We start from the raw sequence: 17,761 nt of genomic DNA, 5'->3' as shown, positions 1-17,761 counted from the left end.
AACTATAATTTAAAATACAAAAAAATGGTACAAGAATTACAAGAAGATAATTTAAGTGAAATTATCAAAGAATCTCCGATCGTTCTCGTTCAGTATGCTGCTTCATGGTGCGGAAACTGTAAAATTATGAAGCCGAAATTTAAAAAAATTGGCGAAGAAAACAGCACCATTCCTTTTTTAATTGTCGATGCGGAAAAATTTCCTGAATCCAGAAAATTAGCAAATGTGACTAACTTACCGACTTTTGCTTCTTTTAAAGACGGAAAGCTGGTTAATCAAATACAAACAAATAAAATAGAACCTTTACAAGAATTAGTAAATGAAGTTACCCATAATTAAACATTTAACTCAATTCATTGAAAATAATGATGAAGATTATATCAATGAAACAATTGAAACCTTAGAGAACTTAACGGAAGCTCCGGGTTTGAAAGATGAAGAATTAGATGTTTTAGGAGAAGTGCTTTCTAATATGTACGGAGCTATTGAAGTTAATAAGCTAATGAGAGAGGGTATGGATGAAAAAAATGCTTTAAATGCATTTATGAAACGTGTCCTCGGGTCAATAGATAAATAGTCTATACTTTTAAATTTAATTTTTAAAAGCCTTGCAAGATTTTTCTTGCGAGGTTTTTTTTATTTTTAAAAATGAACTATTAAGGTAAATATTATTTTCATATTTCATGTCGAAACCGTAATTTCGTAAATTAAAATAAATTAAATTACGAATAAATGGCTATTCTTGGACAAATAAGAAAAAGAAACGGGTTATTAATAGGTTTTGTTGCTGTAGCATTATTATTATTTTTATTAGGTGGAATTGATTGGAGCAGAATTGGCAAGAAAGATCCCAATGTTTTGGGAAAAGTAAACAAAGAAGCGATCTCTCGCCAGGAATATTATAGTCAACTTAGTCTTCTTTCTTCTCAGTACCAAGGGCAATATCCGGAAAATTTACTTGAAGGACAAGTTTGGAATTCGTTAATTGAACAAAAATTAATTGAGCAAAAATTTAATGCCTCAGGATTAATTTTAACTGATAAAATGATTTGGAATATAGCCAAATCCTCTCCTTTATTTAACAATCCTCAATTCAAAGATAAAAGCGGAAATATTAATACCAAATTGATTCAGGATGAATTCCAAAAAATGGAAGAAAGCCAAAATGCTTCTCCGCAATACAGAGAATATTTTCAAACTATGATGACTTTAAAAAAGAATTTTGGTTATCAGGCAATGGGTAAACAATATTTAGGGACTTATGGTTCCGGAATGTTAACCAATAACAAGGAAATTGAACTTTTAGCACAAAATCAATCCAATATTGCAGATATTGAATACGTTAAAATCGATTATAATACATATCAGAAATCAAACCCTGTTAAGGTCACAGACGAAGATTTAAAAGCTTATATTGAAAAACATAAATCATTATTTAAAATAGACGAAAACAGAACGTTAGATTTTGTATATTTTTCTGCAAAACCTACTCCTTCCGATGAAAATAACACATTACATTCATTAAATGCCTTATTATCTCAATCCATTATTGAAGGGGATACCATTCAAGCATTTGGTTCGGTTAAAAATGATTCACTATATATCAGCGAATTAAATACCGCACAAATTGCAGATAAACCTTTTATCTCTCAATACAGAAGCGAAAAGCAATTGCCTCAAAATATTCAAAATTGGGTAAAAAATGCTTCTATCGGACAAATTTCTAATGCTTATAAAGATAATGGTTACTATGTATTATCTAAATTAATAGCTAAAAAAAATACGGATTCTGTAACTGCTAAAAATATATTAATAAGTTACACCGGAGCTCAGCAAATACAGCCTAAAACTGCCAGAAACAAGGATCAGGCAAAAAAACAAGCGGATGAACTAGCTGCAAAATTAAATGCAAATCCTAGTGATTTTGCAAAATTAGCTTCTCAATATTCAGACGATCCGACGGCATCCTCGAATAATGGTGAAATGAAGTTAACAACAGCTCAAGATTTTCCTGCTCCTTATAAAAAATTACAACGTTTTTTAGAAACTTCTCCTACAAATAAAGCAGAAGTTATTGAAACTCCTCAGGGATATTTGGTATTAATGATATCTCAAAGGAAACCGGATGAAATTGTTTATAAACTAGCAGATCTTGCGAAAGAAATTAAACCTTCTGAGGAAACTATCGAGACTGCCCGTAAACAATCAACCAATTTCATACAATCCATTCAAGGAAAGTCATCTAGAGAATTTATTGATTTCGCTAAAAAATCTAACTATAAACCTCAACAGCAACGTGGCATATTACGTTTTGGTTCTATGTTGAACGGATTACATACAGATAAAGATTCTGATATTATTGCTTGGGCGTTTGATTCTAAAAGAAAACTTGGTGATACTGAAGTATTCACTACCGGTGACCAAAGTTATATTGTAGCCAGAGTTTCATCTTTATTTTGTAAAGGGTTGGCAGATCCTTCTTTAGTTAGAGATGAAATTGAAACTGAGGTAAGGAATGAAAAGCTGGGTAAGATAATTGCTGAAAAAGTAAATTCAGGAAACAAATCACTTGACAACTTAGCAACTGAATTTAAAACTACAAAAAGCAATGCTTCAATAAGTTTTGATAATCCATCAGTAAACGGAGAATTTGAGCCTAAGGTGGGGGGTGCAGCATTTGGATTAAAACAAGGAATTACCTCAAAAGCAATTGAAGGAAAAAGCGGAGTTTATGTAATTGTAACTAAATCGATTACTAAAGGACAAGTTGGAGACAAAAAACAGCTTAAAACTTCTTTAATGAGTCAATATGCTCAACAAATGCCTTCTTTGCTTTTAAGATCATTAGTTCAAGAGTCAGATATTACCGATTATAGAGGTATCTTGTTAAATCAACAACAAAAATAATTTAGACAATAAATTTTAAAAAAAGCATACTTATAATTAAGTATGCTTTTTTGTTTTTAGTGATACTATTTTCAAACAATTTTAGAGCTACTTATTTTAGTAATTTAAATAAAAAAACCTCTCTTATTGAAATAAAAGAGGCTTCTTATATAATATTTATTACTTACAATTTATCGATTCAATAGTTTAGCAGCTTCTTTGGCAAAATAGGTAGAAATAAGACTGGCGCCTGCTCTTTTTATACATGTTAAGCTTTCAATAATAATTTTATCATTATCTAACCATCCATTTTTTGCAGCCGCTTTAATCATGGCATATTCACCACTAACCTGAAATACCGAAATAGGCACATCTACTATTTCATTTAATTTAGAGACTATATCTAAATAAGGAAGGCCCGGCTTTACCATAACAATATCTGCGCCTTCTTCAATATCTTTCAATGCTTCATTGATGGCTTCTTTACTGTTACCGTAATCCATTTGGTAGGTTTTTTTATCTCCAAAACCGGGAGCACTGTCCAGAGCATCTCTAAAAGGACCGTAATACGAACTGGCATATTTGGCTGCATAACTCATAATACCTACTTCATTAAATCCATTTTCTTCTAATGCTTCTCTAATTGCAGCAACTCTTCCATCCATCATATCGCTTGGCGCAATAAAATCTGCTCCTGCTTCTGCATGGCTTAAACTCATTTTTACCAAAGCATCCACGGTTGCATCATTTACAATTTTACCGTTTTCAACAATTCCGTCATGTCCGTAAATTGAATAAGGATCAAGAGCGACGTCCGGCATAATTACCATTTCGGGTACAGCATCTTTAATAGCTTTGATTGATTTTTGCATTAAGCCGTTTTTATTCCATGCTTCTTTGCCTGTATTATCTTTTAAATTTTCATTGATTTTTACATAAATATTCACCGCTTTAACTCCTAAAGACCATAATTCTTTAACCTCTTTAATTGTTAAATCCAATGATTGTCGATATATTCCCGGCATAGAAGAAATTTCTTCTTTTATATTTTCTCCTTCTGCAATAAATATCGGCATGATAAAATCATCGGTAGTTAAAATCGTTTCTCTTACTAAATCTCTTACGGCTTGAGTTGATCTTAATCTTCTATTTCTATTATATAGTATCATTTTTTGTTATTTCGTGTTAATAGTTGACCTTAAAAGGTATAATTTAAAAGAATTTGGTAAAAACCCATAAGATAAATAAAATCTTATTCAGTTTAAAAATAATATTACATTTTTATACCACTCCTATCTGCAAAATATTCTGCAAATTTTCTTATTTCTTCTGCTATTTCTTCCTCATCTGTGGCTCTCTGATAAGAATCTCCTAAAGAATGCAATACTTGATGAAAGAACCGCTTCATATCATCAACAGGCATTTCTTTGGTCCATAAATCAATCCTTAAAGCTTCTTTAACTTTATCATCCCAAACGGATAATAAAATGGCTTTACTTTCTGCTCCAATTACTCCTCCGTCCGGGGCTGCCCATACAATTTTTTCGGGTATATGGTTTTCATCCAATTGTACATTAAAATTTATTTCAGTTTCTTTCATTAGCTCCTATTAAAATATTACGTTGTTTTATATCTTTAAATATTAGTGTGTCTCTACCTCAGGATGGGGCTTATATTTGGACTTGGCAAATATTTGCTCATGGTTAGGATTTTTAATAAAGTCTTGAAGGCTTATTTGAGGATTTTCAAGTAAGTATTTTCTACAAATTTGCCATCCGGTCCAACAACCTATTCTCCCCGGACTTTGAGAGTCTACCTCCGTATAAAATTTAGAAAAAGGCGCTAACGATAAAAACCGATCAGATAAAGAAATATCGTCACTAAACACATAATTACTTTCAATAAAGAAATTCCATATTTCATATTCGTTAGTTTTCGCCCAATTTATCTGGTCTTGGGTATATCCTATTTTATAACAATCTTTTACTTCCGGCAAAAAGGCATCTTCCAAAACTAAAATTTTGCCTTGATAAATCATTTGTGAAACAAAAGATTGGCTGTTCGTCTCTCGCGGAACTATTGCCATTCCTTTAATTATTTCTTTTGCCGTTTTTGATGAAAAATATTCCATGCTCATTGTTCTCTGGATATATTTATCTATATTCATCATATTATAGTATTTATTATCAAAACCTAAAAAGCAATCTGTAGCAATAAGTAAATAATTATTTTGTGGAATATATGTAATCGGATTCAAATAATCTGAGGTAAATGATGAATATAAATATACTGCGGGAGATTTAAATTCCGGATAATAATACTTGATATGCTGAAAAAGATTCTCTAATTCAGCTTTAATTCTATCGTTAGAAACTTTTTTCTTTATTTCAGAATAAATATTGAGTTCTGTACTATCCCTTCGATCTTTTTCAAATCGGGAATCCGGGGTATTCTGACTCAAATAAAAAGGATATTTTTTTCTGAAATTCGGTATTGAAATATCTAAATTGTAAAAATCTTTTGCTATATCATGAATTTCAATAGGTTCTTGTATCTCGCTAACCTCTACTTTCCACCTCTTATTCAAATCTTCTTTATTGTTTTTATGAGTGCAGCTTATTACTAATAACAATACTGTAAGATATTTAATAATCTTCATTATCTTTACACTTGATTTTTAAATATATAATATTACGCGCAAAGATACAATATTATGAAAACAACCAGAGTAATTTCCTATATTGTTAATTGGTTAAACGATTATCTCAAAAATAGTAGAGCAAAAGGATTTGTTGTAGGAGTATCCGGAGGAATAGATTCCGCTGTAGTTTCTACATTAGCTGCTGAAACAGGTAAACCCGTTTTAGTTTTAGAGATGCCTATTCATCAACCAGAAGACCAAGTTACTCGAGCCAGAGAACATATAAAATATCTTACTGAACACTATACAAATGTTACCGGAAAAACTATAAATTTAACCAACACTTTTGAGGCTTTAAAATCTGATTTAGAAGCGGATGAATCTCATGAAAAAAACAATTTATCTTTAGCCAATACTCGGTCTCGTCTTCGTATGACTGCCTTATATTATTATGCAGGACTCAACAATTTCTTGGTTTGTGGAACAGGTAATAAAATAGAGGATTTTGGTATCGGCTTTTTTACTAAATATGGAGATGGAGGAGTTGATATCAGCCCTATTGCCGACCTCTTAAAAAGTCAGGTTTTTGAAATAGCCAAAGAATTACATGTTTCCGAATCTATTCAGAAAGCGAAACCTACCGATGGTCTTTGGTCCGATGACCGATCTGATGAAGACCAAATTGGAGCTTCCTATCCGGAACTGGAATGGGCAATGAATGTTCATGAAAATCATAAGGCTTCTGATTTTACAGGAAGAGAACGTGAAGTTTTCGAAATTTATGATCGATTAAACAGACTTGCTCAACATAAAATTAATCCTATTCCGGTTTGTAAAATTCCTAAAGAATTACTTGATTAACCTTTGTTAAGGATACTGTTTAACTACATGGTTATTATAATATATTAATTGTTCTTAGTTTATCTATATATTATTTGTAAAAAAGATTTAAAAATTAATAATTTATTTTTCTATAACTCATTCAATTATTATTTTTGTTTTAGAAATTAAACTTGATTATGGGACGCGCATTTGAATATAGAAAAGCTTCAAAATTAGCCAGATGGGACAAAATGGCAAAACAGTTCAGCCGTATTGGTAAAGAAATTGCAATTGCTGTAAAAGCCGGTGGCCATAACCCTGAATCTAACCCTGCACTTCGTCGTTGTTTACTTAATGCGAAAGGTGTAAATATGCCTAAAGACAATGTAGAAAGAGCGATTAAAAAGGCTTCAGGGGCAGATGCAGAACAATACGATGAAATAACCTATGAAGGATATGGACCGGGAGGAATTGCCATTTTTTTAGAATGTACTACTAATAATCCTACCCGAACTGTAGCCAATGTTCGTGCTATATTTAACAAATTTGAAGGAAATCTGGGCAAAAATGGAGAACTTACATTTATTTTTGATCGAAAGGGGATTTTTACTTTAGATAAGTCAAATCTTACTATGGATTGGGACAGTTTTGAATTGGAAATGATTGACGCAGGAGCCGAAGAAATTGAAGAAGATGAAAATGAAGTGATTATAACCTCTTCTTTTGAAGATTTTGGTTCTATAAACCATAAATTTGAAGAATTGGGTATAGAGCCTAAGAGTGCAGAATTACAAAGGTTGCCTAACAATACAAAAGCTCTTCCGTTAGAACAGGCACAAACTATTTTGAAAATGCTTGAAAAATTTGAAGACGATGATGATGTTCAACAAGTATTTCATAATATGGAAATTACTGAAGAATTGCAAAACGCTGTAAATTAGAATTTTTCACATATATAAAAAATAGAAAGTTTCTTATGCTTATAAGAAGCTTTTTATTTTTTTTATATCTATCGTATTCCTGTTAAATCATTAAGCAATAACTTAAACAATTTTAAATTATTAGTTGATTTTTACAACCGGAAATCTAAAATTGGTTAATTTATGTTCGATTGATCTTAGCTAATTTTTTTTCGACCCATAGCGTTGCGAACGGGAAAAAGGCTGACATTAATACAAATACAAAATCTTCATCATCCCATTTATAATGCTTTCTAACTAAAATCGCCAATATAATATATGCGGTAAAAAATAAACCGTGTATCATACCCGTCGGAATCATAAATAAGGTATAATGAAAAAAATATTTTAAGGGCATGGCTACTAAAAAAAGTAAGAAACAACTTATGCATTCTGCATAACAAGCTAAATTAAAATATTTTTCTACCTTTTTTTTATTCATTTGCTTACCTTTACTCGTACAAAAATAATCATTTATCAAGATAATTTTTGCATTTACATAAATGGTTCGTATTATCTTTTTATTTAGATACTACTGTATGTGAATACATCTTTAGTTCAATTTCATCTTTTTTTATTATATAAAATCAGAATATATGTCTTATTGTATATCAATTATTAAATATTATATAGCAATAGCAAGGCACTTAACACCTAATTTATATCATGTCTATGTTAATATATAATAAATAATTTGTACCTTATGAGAAAAAAAAATAATATGATGAAAAAAAGATTTGTATTATATGCATTAGCCGGTTTTTGCGCATTTAACCTCAGTAAGGCGCAAACCTATCCTCAAATCGTTGTAAATAATCAAAGATTTTCTGATTGGAACAAAGATGGAAAACTACAACCTTATGAAGATACTCGACTGTCGGATTATGAAAGAATTAATGATTTAATTTCTCGTTTATCTGTTGATGATAAAATACATTTACTCTTGGGTACGGGAATGGTTGGATTTGAAATGTTGAAAGGGTTTGAAGCTATAGACCCTAAAGGAGTCACAATACCAAGCTATCTTATTCCCGGGTCAGCAGGTTCAACTACACCCATTGACAAATGGGGCGTTCCTGCAGTAATATTTACCGATGGTCCTGCAGGTGTCCGCATTTCTTATAAAAGAAAAGGAGAAACAAGAACTTATTATGCCACAGGTTTTCCTGTAGGGGCCCTTATTTCGACCACTTGGGATACAGAATTAGCAAAAGAAGTTGGAAATGCTATTGGAGATGAAGCCTTAAAATATGGCTCGGATATTCAATTGGCTCCGGCATTAAACATCATTCGCAACCCTTTGTGTGGGCGTAATTTCGAGTATTTCTCAGAAGATCCTTTAATAGCCGGTAAATTCGCTTCAGCGATCACACAAGGAATTCAAAAAAACGGTGTGGGTGTTTCTTTAAAACATTTTGCCGCAAACAATAGTGAAAACAATCGAATGGACTTAGATGTTCATCTATCTCAAAGAGCGTTACGAGAAATTTACCTACGCGGATTTGAAATTGCTGTTAAAGAATCTAATCCGGCAACCATTATGTCTTCTTACAATAAAATTAACGGGACTTACACTTCGGCAAGTTATGACTTATTAACTACCATTTTACGTCACGAATGGGGCTTCAAAGGAGCAGTAATTACAGACTGGTTTGGCGGATATGCCAATGTATCAGCTATAAGTGATACCAGCCATGATGGAATAAGTAAAGATTCTTATGATGAAAACATATTTGCAAAGCAATTACATGCAGGAAATGATTTGTTAATGCCGGGTACACAAGTACAATTTGAAACCCTTAAAAAATACATTGAAACTAAACGTCTTTCTATAGAAGATGTAAATAATTGCTTGAGAAATGTATTGGAAATGATCTATAAATCTCCACGGGTAGCCGGTTATGTACCAACTAATAATCCGGATTTGAAATCCCATGCACTTTTAAGCAGAAAAGCAGCTTCAGAAGGTATGGTTTTATTAAAAAATGAGCAAGGGGCTTTACCTTTAAATAAAGGAAGTAAAATAGCCTTATTTGGAAGTGGTTCATATAATATTATAGCAGGAGGAACAGGAAGTGGAAATGTAAATAAAGCATATGTAATTTCTTTACCTAAAGGATTGGAAGATAACGGTTATGTGATTGATAAAAATTTAAATCAAACCTATTCTCAATTTGTTAAGGAGGAATTAGCTAAAACTGAGGAATTAAAGAAAAAATTACTCGCTATCTTACCAACTTTAACTCAGCCGACCATTAAGGAAAAAGCGATCCAAAACAGTGCTAAAGAAAATGATATTGCAATCATTACTATTGGAAGAGAAGCGGGTGAATCCGGAGACAGAAAAATTCCTGATGATTTTGATCTTTCCGAAAAAGAACAAAATTTAATTTCTGAAGTATCAAAAGCATTTCATCAACAAAATAAAAAAGTGGTTGTGATTATAAATTCAGGAAGCGCTATTGAAACTTCCAGTTGGAAAGATAAAGTAGATGCTATAGTTTGGGCAAGTCTTCCCGGTCAGGAAGGTGGTTATGCTATAACCGATGTACTTTCAGGAGCTGTGAATCCATCCGGAAAATTAACTCAAACCCTACCTGTTAAATATACAGATGTTTCTTCTTCTTCTAATTTTGACGGAGTTCCGGCAGAAAAACCAACTGACGTATCTTATAAGGAAGGCATTTATGTGGGATACAGATATTTTAACACATTTAATGTTATTCCATCTTATGAATTTGGGTACGGCCTTTCTTATACAAAGTTCGACTATTCTGAACCTGTATTGAGTTCCGCTGAATTTAATCAAAAACTTTTGATCTCTCTTAAAGTTAAAAATACAGGAAGTGTTGCAGGTAAAGAAGTTGTTCAATTGTATCTTTCAACTCCTAAAGGGAATATAGATAAACCATCAAAAGAATTAAAGGGATTTGTTAAGACCAGAGTATTGAAACCGGGAGAAACTCAAGTGGTATTTTTCGAACTTCAACCCAAAGACTTAGCTTCTTTTAATCCTTTGGCTTCCGCATGGATTGCCGATGCTGGAATCTATAAAATTGAGTTTAACTCATCTCTTACTAACACTAAGCAAGTATCTAATTTTTCATTACCAAATAAGTTAATTGTTGAAAAAGTAAACAATGTGTTAAATAATGATCTTAATTTTCAAGATTTAAAATCTAATAGATAAATCATAATCCATCATTTTTAAAGTCATATTAATTTAACAGAGCGGAAAATAAAATATTTTCCGCTCTTTTTTATATACTATGTTTCTACCATTATTTTATCAAAAAATTTATTAGTACTTTTAACCTTCGTAAAAATATATTTTCAATCCATGTCTATAGCAGATTCATTACAAACAACTTTAGAAACTCTACCCTCTAATGTTCAATTAATAGCCGTTTCAAAAACTCATCCTGCAAAGGAAATTGAAGAAATGTATCAATGTGGACAGATCGATTTCGGTGAGAATAAAGTTCAAGAATTAGTTGAAAAATATAATCAATTGCCTAAAAATATTCGCTGGCATCAAATTGGGCATTTACAAAAGAATAAAGTAAAATATATTGCTCCTTTTGTTTATTTGATACATTCTGTTGATCGTTTGGAATTGCTTGATACTATTGAAAAAGAGGCGGTAAAAAATAATCGCCCGATTTCTGTTTTATTACAAATAAAAATAGCTCAAGAAGATTCTAAATATGGATTAACTTTCGATTCGGCTCTTGAAATACTTAAGCTTAAAAAGGATGGAATGTTTCCACATGTTACTATTCTTGGTCTTATGGGTATGGCTTCATTTACTGATAATACTTCTCAAATTGAAAAAGAATTTTCTTCTCTTCACGATTTTTATATAACCCATCAAAATGAATTTAATCTATCGATTTTATCCATGGGCATGTCTGATGATTATCTAATTGCCATAAAGTGCGGAAGTAATATGGTTAGAATTGGATCTAAATTATTTGGAAAGCGAAATTATACGGTGTAATTTTTTACGGGAATTGTTTGATAAGCTATTTCTTTTAACGTATTGTCTTGGGTAAAGAGAAAATCAATTCTGCCTAATAATAAACCGGCCCATCCCACTTGATTGAGCAATACTACTTTGCCTTCTTTGTTTAGAAATTTTTCCGGTTCTTTAAAAAAGGTATGTGTATGGCCTCCGAGTATTAAATCTATATTCGATGTTTGCTGACACAATTTCACATCGCAAATTTTATCGGGAAAATTAGGATATTTATATCCTATATGGGAAAGGCAAATTACTAGATCGCACTTTTTTTCTTTTTTTAACATTCTTGCTCGATCTTGTGCAATTTCTATAGGATCCAGATATTTAGTTTCTAAATAATTCTTTTTTTCTACCAATCCGGCTAATTCAACGCCTAACCCAAATAATCCTATTTTAATGCCTCCCTTTTTTATGATTTTATAATCTTTGGTTAATCCTTCCAACAGCGTATTGCTAAAATCATAGTTGGAACAAAGAAAATCAAATTTAGCATGTGGCAGTTGTTTTTTAAATCCCTCCAATCCATTATCAAATTCATGATTTCCCATAGTTGAAGCTTCATATCCCATGGTTGACATTAATTTAAACTCCAGTTCACCTCCGAAAAAATTGAAATAAGGAGTTCCTTGAAAAACATCACCCGAATCTAATAATAATACCTGTGATTCTTGTTTTCGTATAGCATCTATTAAAGTTGCTCTTCTGGCAAAACCTCCTTGATTGGGATTTTTGGTATAAGTCGCCGGAAAAGGGTCTATTCTACTATGTTGATCATTGGTATGTACTATGGTTATTTTTTTGTCTGAATGTAATATTTGGGAAGCAAATGATAGGGAGGGAAAACTTAAAGCTCCTCCTGCTAAAGCAGCTGTTTTGATAAAATCTCTTCTTTTCATTTGAATTTTTTTTAATCTTCAAAGACTAATCTTTGATCTTTAATGTCCGGCAATACTTTGTAATTTTTTACCTGTTCTAATAGAATATCTCGTAATTTTAAATGAGTGATTTCTTGGGCATCCGATTTCATGAAAAAATTCATTCTATCTCCGCCATTCATTAGATAATCTATGGTAACAACCCAATATTTTTTTGTTGGATCAAAATTTTTACCTTCAATTTGTGCAGAAATTAATTTATCTTTCTTATATACTAATTTTATTCCTGCCAACGGATGCCCTTTTTTTTCAATTCTTAAATAATCAAACATTTCTTTCATTCGAGATCCCTCCAATTGTAAAAGGACCATCTCATTTTCAAAGGGCGATACTTCAAATATGTTTTCAACAGTAACAACTCCTCTAGGGATTATAGTTCTGATTCCTCCGCTGTTTAACAAACAAAAATCGGGTTCAGGTTTATTGTTTGTTTTAGTATATTTTTTAGCATATTCCAATACTAAGTCTGCTAATAGATTACCTTCGTTGCTGGAGTATCCTGCTTTGGTGAAGTCTACATTGGCATAACTAATGGGTTGATTCATTATTGAATCTAATTGTTTTTTATATGGATAAATGAAATTTATAATTTGTGAATCTGATTTAATTGAATCAGTAATTTTTTTATTAAGATGTATTTGGTATACCTCTTTTACCTTATTTGTTTTACAATGTATCAATAACAACAAAAGGAAATTTAAAAAAATCACCTTACAAATTAATTTCATAATATTATAATCTATTGATTTAAAATTATATAAAATCCATTAGATGCACAATTTTTTAATAGAAATTATTTTTAGACCAAAAGGATTCATATAAATTTGAATTTTTATTTAATTCTGCTTCTAAGCTATCTTTCCCCATTATTTCTATTAGAGTTTTCTGATCATTATAAAGTGATCTTCCAAACCCTAGACCTTTAGCTTTTATTTCTCCTCCTATACTTTCAATAATTGTTGGAAACCAATCATAGGTTGTAAATTTTCTATTCTTAGATTGAATAGGTTTTTTTCTCGAATTAATAATACAATTATAGGGATATCTTGGACATTTAATTTTATTAAAAAATTTTTCATCCATAGACAAGTGGTCTCCTAACAAGACTATAGTGGTATTTTCATAAAAGGGCTGTGCTTGAATCCACTTTATAAAATCATATATTTGTTTGCTTGAATAAGATATTACATTGGCATATTGTTCTTTATATAAAATCTTAGCTTCTGACTCTAAATACCCATTTGAAAAATGGGTGTTTAGGGTGTTAATAATAACACTAAATGGCTTTTTTTTCTGAGATAATCGATTTATTTCATGTTTTGAGAACTCAAATAATTTTGAATCTTCTATTCCCCACCATACAAAATAATCTTTCGGAATCATTTGTTTTTCTTTAAAATAGATATAGTCTACTATTTTAAAATTTCCATGAAATTGAAAAAATTTTTTCATGCCTGAATAATTCGAATCTGATCCTTGAATTAATAATTGAGTATATCCATTCTTTTCAAGTATATCTCCTAAGGTAATTACTCCTGGCAAAAAAGATTCATATGTAGATATATCATTGCCCTTCAATGGAATTTTTAAAGGGAGACCTGAATTTGATGAAACCATAGCGGCTATAGTCCATCCAGTAAAACTAACTTGAATACCTCCCCCAACGTTTTCTATTGCACTAAAATTTAAGTTTTCGTTAGCCAACTTGGTTAATTCGGGTATTAAATTTGTATCAAAACAACCGCCTTCTTTTTTTGATTGCATTGTTGATTCGATTGATTCTAAATAAATAAGGATTAAATTATTGGAATTTTTAGGAATTTTAATATCTACATTTTTAGGATTAATGTATTCTTCATTATAAAAATCTGTTTCTTTAAAAAAATAATTATAAATGTTATTTACCTTTATATGTGTAGCAAAAAACCATATAGATATCGTTAGTGTTATAAAAGAAAAAATAGATATATTCCTATAGTTTTTTAAAAAAACAATAGGATATAATTGAAACTTATTTTTCAATTTAAAAATTCTTATATATAAAAATAATTTATTAGGTTTATAAAAATTTGTAGATAGAATTATTAATAATATAACTACAATTGATGAAAAAATTAAAGACTTTGTAATTAATTTTAATATATATTCATGATTGGGATTATAATCACGGACATTTATATGAAACCATAGTTGTTCAAAAACAACCCCATTAAAATTATTAATAATCCAATTTGCTGTACAAAATATAAGTATAGAAATAAATATAGTGATATATGAAAATATTTGTACTAGCTTTTTAAATGTTTGAAACATTATTTTCCTCTAAAAACTAAAATTGTCTTAACTTTTTTAATTATTACGTAAGCTACAATTGAATTTAATAAAGCAAATATTAATGCTAATAATAAATATTTTATACAAAAACCTATTGTATACAAACTTTTATCTTCTAAAGACAAATCTATATTGGTTAAAAAATAAAAGCTTCCAATAACCATAAAATTTATTACGTTAATAAAAATAATAGCTCTTTTAATGTATATATAAAAATTAGTTGATTTATTTAATAAATATTCAAGAAAGGATGCAGATATAAAAGCAGGTAAAATGAACAATATTATTTGTATCATATTTTAAATATAATTTCAAAAAATTTTATCTTCTCACCAAATATAGTTAAATTTTTGAACCAACTAAAACATTGGTATAAATAATTTTGTATTTATGTATTTAAAATATACAAAATACATTATGTAAGATTTTTTATTTAAAAAATTTTTAAAACATTTTTTTGTCTATAATATAATTTACTATATTACACTACATAATATAAGGAACTTTTAATATTTACTATGTTTATCATAGAATAAATCACTTTATAGAGAATATTCATTTCAACATACAATTTTTAATTAATTTTAATTAAATCAATATTATTTATATTTGTAAAGATTATAATTATCTTAAGTAGATGAAAATCCTTATAACTGGAATAGCAGGGTTTATTGGGTACCATTTAGCTGAGTATTTAGCCACAAGAGGAGATGAGATAATTGGAATTGATAGTATTAATGATTATTATGATGTTAATTTAAAATATGGAAGACTTGTTGAATTAGGTTTTAACAATTCGGAATTTGAATATAATGAAATCATTGTAAGCGCTAAACATCCCAATCTTTCTTTTATAAAACTCAATTTAGAAGACAAAATTAAATTAGAACATTTATTTGCTGAAAAAAAATTTGATTATGTTATTAATTTAGCAGCTCAAGCAGGAGTTAGGTATTCATTAATAAATCCAAATGCTTATATTGATTCTAATATAGTTGGTTTTATTAATATTTTAGAATGCTGTCGAAATTATCCCGTAAAACATTTGACTTTCGCCAGTAGTTCAAGTGTATATGGATTAAATTCCAAACAACCTTTTTCTACTAAAGATAATGTTGATCATCCTGTAAGTTTATATGCTGCTAGTAAGAAAAGTAATGAGTTAATGGCCCATACCTATAGCCATCTATTTGGTATTCCTACAACTGGATTACGTTTTTTTACTGTATATGGTCCTTGGGGGAGACCTGATATGGCGTTTTTTATTTTTACCAAGGCCATTTTAGAAAATAAACCAATTAATATTTATAATTATGGTAACATGAAGCGGGACTTTACTTATATATCTGATATTATTCAAGGTATCGTAAAAGTAAATGACAATCCGCCTAAAGAAAATAAAAATTGGAACACTATGGATCCTGATCCATCTTCTTCTCAAGCTCCATATAAAATCTATAATATAGGTAATAGTAAGCCTGTAGAACTCATGACTTTTGTTAAAACTATTGAAGATAAATTAAATAAAAAAGCTATCATAAATCTACTCCCTATACAACCCGGTGATGTTCCATCTACATATGCTGATGTTACTGACCTAATTGAAACATTAGATTATAAACCTGAGGTTTCCGTCAATGATGGAATTAAAAATTTTATTACATGGTATAGAAATTATTATTCTATATAATTGAAAAAATCATGCTGTCTTACTTTAAAGATATTAAGATATGTATAATCGGTCTTGGATATGTTGGGCTACCTTTGGCTATTGAATTTGCTAAAAAATATAAGGTTATAGGTTATGATATATCATCTGAAAGAATTTCTCAATTAATGAATTTTGAGGATATAACATTAGAAATAGCATCAGAAGAAATATCAAAAGTATTAGTAAATTCTACAAACAGCTTTAAAAATAATATCGGTTTTTATCCTACAACCAATTTACAAGACATAAGTGATTCCAACATATATATCGTTACAGTACCTACGCCAGTCGATTCATCTAACAAGCCAGATTTGAGCTTTTTAAATTCAGCAAATATAACTATAGGTAAGGTAATTGAAAAAGGAAATATAGTTATCTATGAATCTACATTTTATCCAGGATGTACCGAAGAAGAATGTATTCCTATTATTGAAAAAATATCTGGATTAAAATATAATTTAGATTTTTTCGCAGGATATTCTCCGGAAAGAATTAATCCTGGAGATAAAATTAATACTTTATCTAAAATAAAAAAAATTACATCTGGTTCAACTCCATATATTGCTGACATAGTAAATAACTTGTATGCATCAATTATTACCGCTGACACGTATAAAACAAGTAGTATTATAGTGGCAGAGTCTGCTAAGATAATTGAAAATGCTCAACGAGATATAAATATCGCTTTTGTTAATGAGCTGGCAAAAATATTTAATTTATTAGAAATAGATACTACAGAAGTTTTAGAAGCAGCCGGAACTAAATGGAATTTTATACCATTTAAACCAGGGCTAGTCGGAGGCCATTGCATAGGAGTAGATTCTTACTATTTAGCCCAAAAGGCTCTGAAAATAGGTTATCATCCAGAAATTATACTTGCAGGGAGAAAATTAAATGATTCCATGCCTCATTATATTGCTTCTGAAGTTATTAAGTTAATGGCTAAAAAGAATATTACAATAAACAATTCTAAAGTATTAATTTTAGGAATAACTTTTAAAGAAAATTGTAACGATATTAGGAATAGTAAAATTATAGATATTGTTTATCAACTTAATGAATACGGTATTTCCGTTTGGGTTTATGATCCAATTGCTATTTCGGAGAACGTTGAAAAAGAATTTGGGTTAAAAAACATAAACACCATACCAGATCAAGTATATGATGGAATTATTTTAGCTGTTTCTCATAATATTTTTAAAAAATTTAATTTAAAAAAATATTTGAAAAAAAATTCCTTCATTTATGATTGTAAATCATTCTTTGACAAAGAAATGGTTGATAAACGTCTTTAAAAATTTGTACTATGAAAAATCCTTTAATTACTTTTCTGTCCCAGTATATATTTAAAAAATTTATCCTTTATGATTGTAAATCATTCTTTGATAAAGATATGGTTGGTAATCGTCTTTTAAAAATTTTTACTATGAAAAATCCTTTAATTACTGT

The 17,761-nt window shown here is 29.7% G+C and carries 16 protein-coding genes; 9 read left to right on the top strand and 7 right to left on the bottom strand.

Features of this window, described 5'->3' with window-relative positions:
- Nucleotides 1-24 precede the first annotated feature (24 nt).
- The 3 genes from GFV01_RS08190 to GFV01_RS08180 all read left to right on the top strand — a co-directional run bounded on the left by GFV01_RS08190 (nucleotide 25) and on the right by GFV01_RS08180 (nucleotide 2,907).
- On the top strand, nucleotides 25-339 hold the full coding sequence (locus GFV01_RS08190; protein WP_105296559.1) for a co-chaperone YbbN: 315 nt from the start codon (nucleotides 25-27) through the stop codon (nucleotides 337-339).
- On the top strand, nucleotides 320-577 hold the full coding sequence (locus GFV01_RS08185; RefSeq protein ID WP_160542860.1) for a hypothetical protein: 258 nt from the start codon (nucleotides 320-322) through the stop codon (nucleotides 575-577). Before GFV01_RS08190 ends, GFV01_RS08185 begins: the two co-directional genes overlap by 20 nt.
- Before the next feature lie 155 nt (nucleotides 578-732).
- A complete protein-coding gene (locus tag GFV01_RS08180) occupies nucleotides 733-2,907 on the top strand; it encodes a SurA N-terminal domain-containing protein (protein ID WP_160566360.1) in 2,175 nt (724 codons plus the stop codon).
- 170 nt (nucleotides 2,908-3,077) lie between these two features.
- On the opposite strand, the gene hemB is transcribed toward GFV01_RS08180, so the two are convergent.
- The 3 genes from hemB to GFV01_RS08165 form a co-directional block, all read right to left on the bottom strand.
- Nucleotides 3,078-4,055 carry a porphobilinogen synthase gene (gene hemB, locus GFV01_RS08175; RefSeq protein ID WP_160566357.1) on the bottom strand — a complete coding sequence of 326 codons (978 nt, stop codon included), beginning with the start codon at nucleotides 4,053-4,055 and terminating at the stop codon, nucleotides 3,078-3,080.
- A gap of 104 nt (nucleotides 4,056-4,159) precedes the next feature.
- Nucleotides 4,160-4,486, bottom strand: coding sequence for a gliding motility protein GldC (gene gldC, locus GFV01_RS08170; RefSeq protein ID WP_160542863.1), 327 nt, complete (start codon nucleotides 4,484-4,486; stop codon nucleotides 4,160-4,162).
- Nucleotides 4,487-4,528: 42 nt separating this feature from the next.
- Entirely contained in the window at nucleotides 4,529-5,545 is a 1,017-nt protein-coding gene (locus GFV01_RS08165; protein WP_160566355.1) for a gliding motility protein GldB, read from the bottom strand.
- Nucleotides 5,546-5,599: 54 nt separating this feature from the next.
- Between GFV01_RS08165 and nadE the strand changes: the two genes are divergently transcribed.
- Both nadE and GFV01_RS08155 read left to right on the top strand, forming a co-directional pair.
- The gene (nadE, locus tag GFV01_RS08160) at nucleotides 5,600-6,388 is read left to right on the top strand and encodes an NAD(+) synthase (RefSeq protein ID WP_160566352.1); all 789 of its coding nucleotides are present in this window, start codon (nucleotides 5,600-5,602) and stop codon (nucleotides 6,386-6,388) included.
- Between the two features lie 158 nt (nucleotides 6,389-6,546).
- Nucleotides 6,547-7,290 (top strand): YebC/PmpR family DNA-binding transcriptional regulator, encoded by a 744-nt coding sequence (locus tag GFV01_RS08155; RefSeq protein WP_160566349.1) that lies wholly within the window; start codon nucleotides 6,547-6,549, stop codon nucleotides 7,288-7,290.
- A 160-nt stretch (nucleotides 7,291-7,450) separates the two neighbouring features.
- Here GFV01_RS08155 and GFV01_RS08150 read toward each other — a convergent pair whose 3' ends face one another.
- Nucleotides 7,451-7,750, bottom strand: coding sequence for a DUF3817 domain-containing protein (locus tag GFV01_RS08150; RefSeq protein WP_160542867.1), 300 nt, complete (start codon nucleotides 7,748-7,750; stop codon nucleotides 7,451-7,453).
- A 279-nt stretch (nucleotides 7,751-8,029) separates the two neighbouring features.
- Here GFV01_RS08150 and GFV01_RS08145 point away from each other — a divergent pair, with 279 nt between their 5' ends.
- The gene (locus GFV01_RS08145) at nucleotides 8,030-10,498 is read left to right on the top strand and encodes a glycoside hydrolase family 3 protein (RefSeq protein ID WP_255448967.1); all 2,469 of its coding nucleotides are present in this window, start codon (nucleotides 8,030-8,032) and stop codon (nucleotides 10,496-10,498) included.
- Nucleotides 10,499-10,648: 150 nt separating this feature from the next.
- Nucleotides 10,649-11,308 carry a YggS family pyridoxal phosphate-dependent enzyme gene (locus GFV01_RS08140; protein ID WP_160566343.1) on the top strand — a complete coding sequence of 220 codons (660 nt, stop codon included), beginning with the start codon at nucleotides 10,649-10,651 and terminating at the stop codon, nucleotides 11,306-11,308.
- On the opposite strand, the gene GFV01_RS08135 is transcribed toward GFV01_RS08140, so the two are convergent.
- The 3 genes from GFV01_RS08135 to GFV01_RS08125 form a co-directional block, all read right to left on the bottom strand.
- Entirely contained in the window at nucleotides 11,296-12,228 is a 933-nt protein-coding gene (locus GFV01_RS08135; RefSeq protein ID WP_160566340.1) for a metallophosphoesterase, read from the bottom strand. The genes GFV01_RS08140 and GFV01_RS08135 overlap by 13 nt on opposite strands.
- A gap of 11 nt (nucleotides 12,229-12,239) precedes the next feature.
- A complete protein-coding gene (locus GFV01_RS08130) occupies nucleotides 12,240-12,812 on the bottom strand; it encodes a 5'-nucleotidase (RefSeq protein WP_160566337.1) in 573 nt (190 codons plus the stop codon).
- Nucleotides 12,813-13,050: 238 nt separating this feature from the next.
- Complete coding sequence (locus tag GFV01_RS08125; RefSeq protein WP_160566334.1) at nucleotides 13,051-14,289, bottom strand: LTA synthase family protein; 1,239 nt, start codon at nucleotides 14,287-14,289, stop codon at nucleotides 13,051-13,053.
- Between the two features lie 949 nt (nucleotides 14,290-15,238).
- Between GFV01_RS08125 and GFV01_RS08120 the strand changes: the two genes are divergently transcribed.
- Both GFV01_RS08120 and GFV01_RS08115 read left to right on the top strand, forming a co-directional pair.
- The gene (locus GFV01_RS08120) at nucleotides 15,239-16,291 is read left to right on the top strand and encodes an NAD-dependent epimerase (protein WP_160566331.1); all 1,053 of its coding nucleotides are present in this window, start codon (nucleotides 15,239-15,241) and stop codon (nucleotides 16,289-16,291) included.
- Nucleotides 16,292-16,302: 11 nt separating this feature from the next.
- A complete protein-coding gene (locus GFV01_RS08115) occupies nucleotides 16,303-17,607 on the top strand; it encodes a nucleotide sugar dehydrogenase (RefSeq protein ID WP_160566327.1) in 1,305 nt (434 codons plus the stop codon).
- Nucleotides 17,608-17,761 lie beyond the last annotated feature (154 nt).

The organism is Apibacter sp. B2912, from assembly GCF_009827835.1.
In the GTDB taxonomy this organism is placed as follows: domain Bacteria; phylum Bacteroidota; class Bacteroidia; order Flavobacteriales; family Weeksellaceae; genus Apibacter.
Note: the sequence above shows the minus strand (reverse complement) of the source record. Positions and strands in the feature narration are given on the sequence as shown.

Coding starts and splice junctions, on each gene's coding strand:
- GFV01_RS08190 (WP_105296559.1), top strand. CDS start 25: ATGGTACAAGAATTACAAGAAGATAATTTAAGTGAAATTATCAAAGAA.
- GFV01_RS08185 (WP_160542860.1), top strand. CDS start 320: ATGAAGTTACCCATAATTAAACATTTAACTCAATTCATTGAAAATAAT.
- GFV01_RS08180 (WP_160566360.1), top strand. CDS start 733: ATGGCTATTCTTGGACAAATAAGAAAAAGAAACGGGTTATTAATAGGT.
- hemB (WP_160566357.1), bottom strand. CDS start 4,055: ATGATACTATATAATAGAAATAGAAGATTAAGATCAACTCAAGCCGTA.
- gldC (WP_160542863.1), bottom strand. CDS start 4,486: ATGAAAGAAACTGAAATAAATTTTAATGTACAATTGGATGAAAACCAT.
- GFV01_RS08165 (WP_160566355.1), bottom strand. CDS start 5,545: ATGAAGATTATTAAATATCTTACAGTATTGTTATTAGTAATAAGCTGC.
- nadE (WP_160566352.1), top strand. CDS start 5,600: ATGAAAACAACCAGAGTAATTTCCTATATTGTTAATTGGTTAAACGAT.
- GFV01_RS08155 (WP_160566349.1), top strand. CDS start 6,547: ATGGGACGCGCATTTGAATATAGAAAAGCTTCAAAATTAGCCAGATGG.
- GFV01_RS08150 (WP_160542867.1), bottom strand. CDS start 7,750: ATGAATAAAAAAAAGGTAGAAAAATATTTTAATTTAGCTTGTTATGCA.
- GFV01_RS08145 (WP_255448967.1), top strand. CDS start 8,030: ATGATGAAAAAAAGATTTGTATTATATGCATTAGCCGGTTTTTGCGCA.
- GFV01_RS08140 (WP_160566343.1), top strand. CDS start 10,649: ATGTCTATAGCAGATTCATTACAAACAACTTTAGAAACTCTACCCTCT.
- GFV01_RS08135 (WP_160566340.1), bottom strand. CDS start 12,228: ATGAAAAGAAGAGATTTTATCAAAACAGCTGCTTTAGCAGGAGGAGCT.
- GFV01_RS08130 (WP_160566337.1), bottom strand. CDS start 12,812: ATGAATCAACCCATTAGTTATGCCAATGTAGACTTCACCAAAGCAGGA.
- GFV01_RS08120 (WP_160566331.1), top strand. CDS start 15,239: ATGAAAATCCTTATAACTGGAATAGCAGGGTTTATTGGGTACCATTTA.
- GFV01_RS08115 (WP_160566327.1), top strand. CDS start 16,303: ATGCTGTCTTACTTTAAAGATATTAAGATATGTATAATCGGTCTTGGA.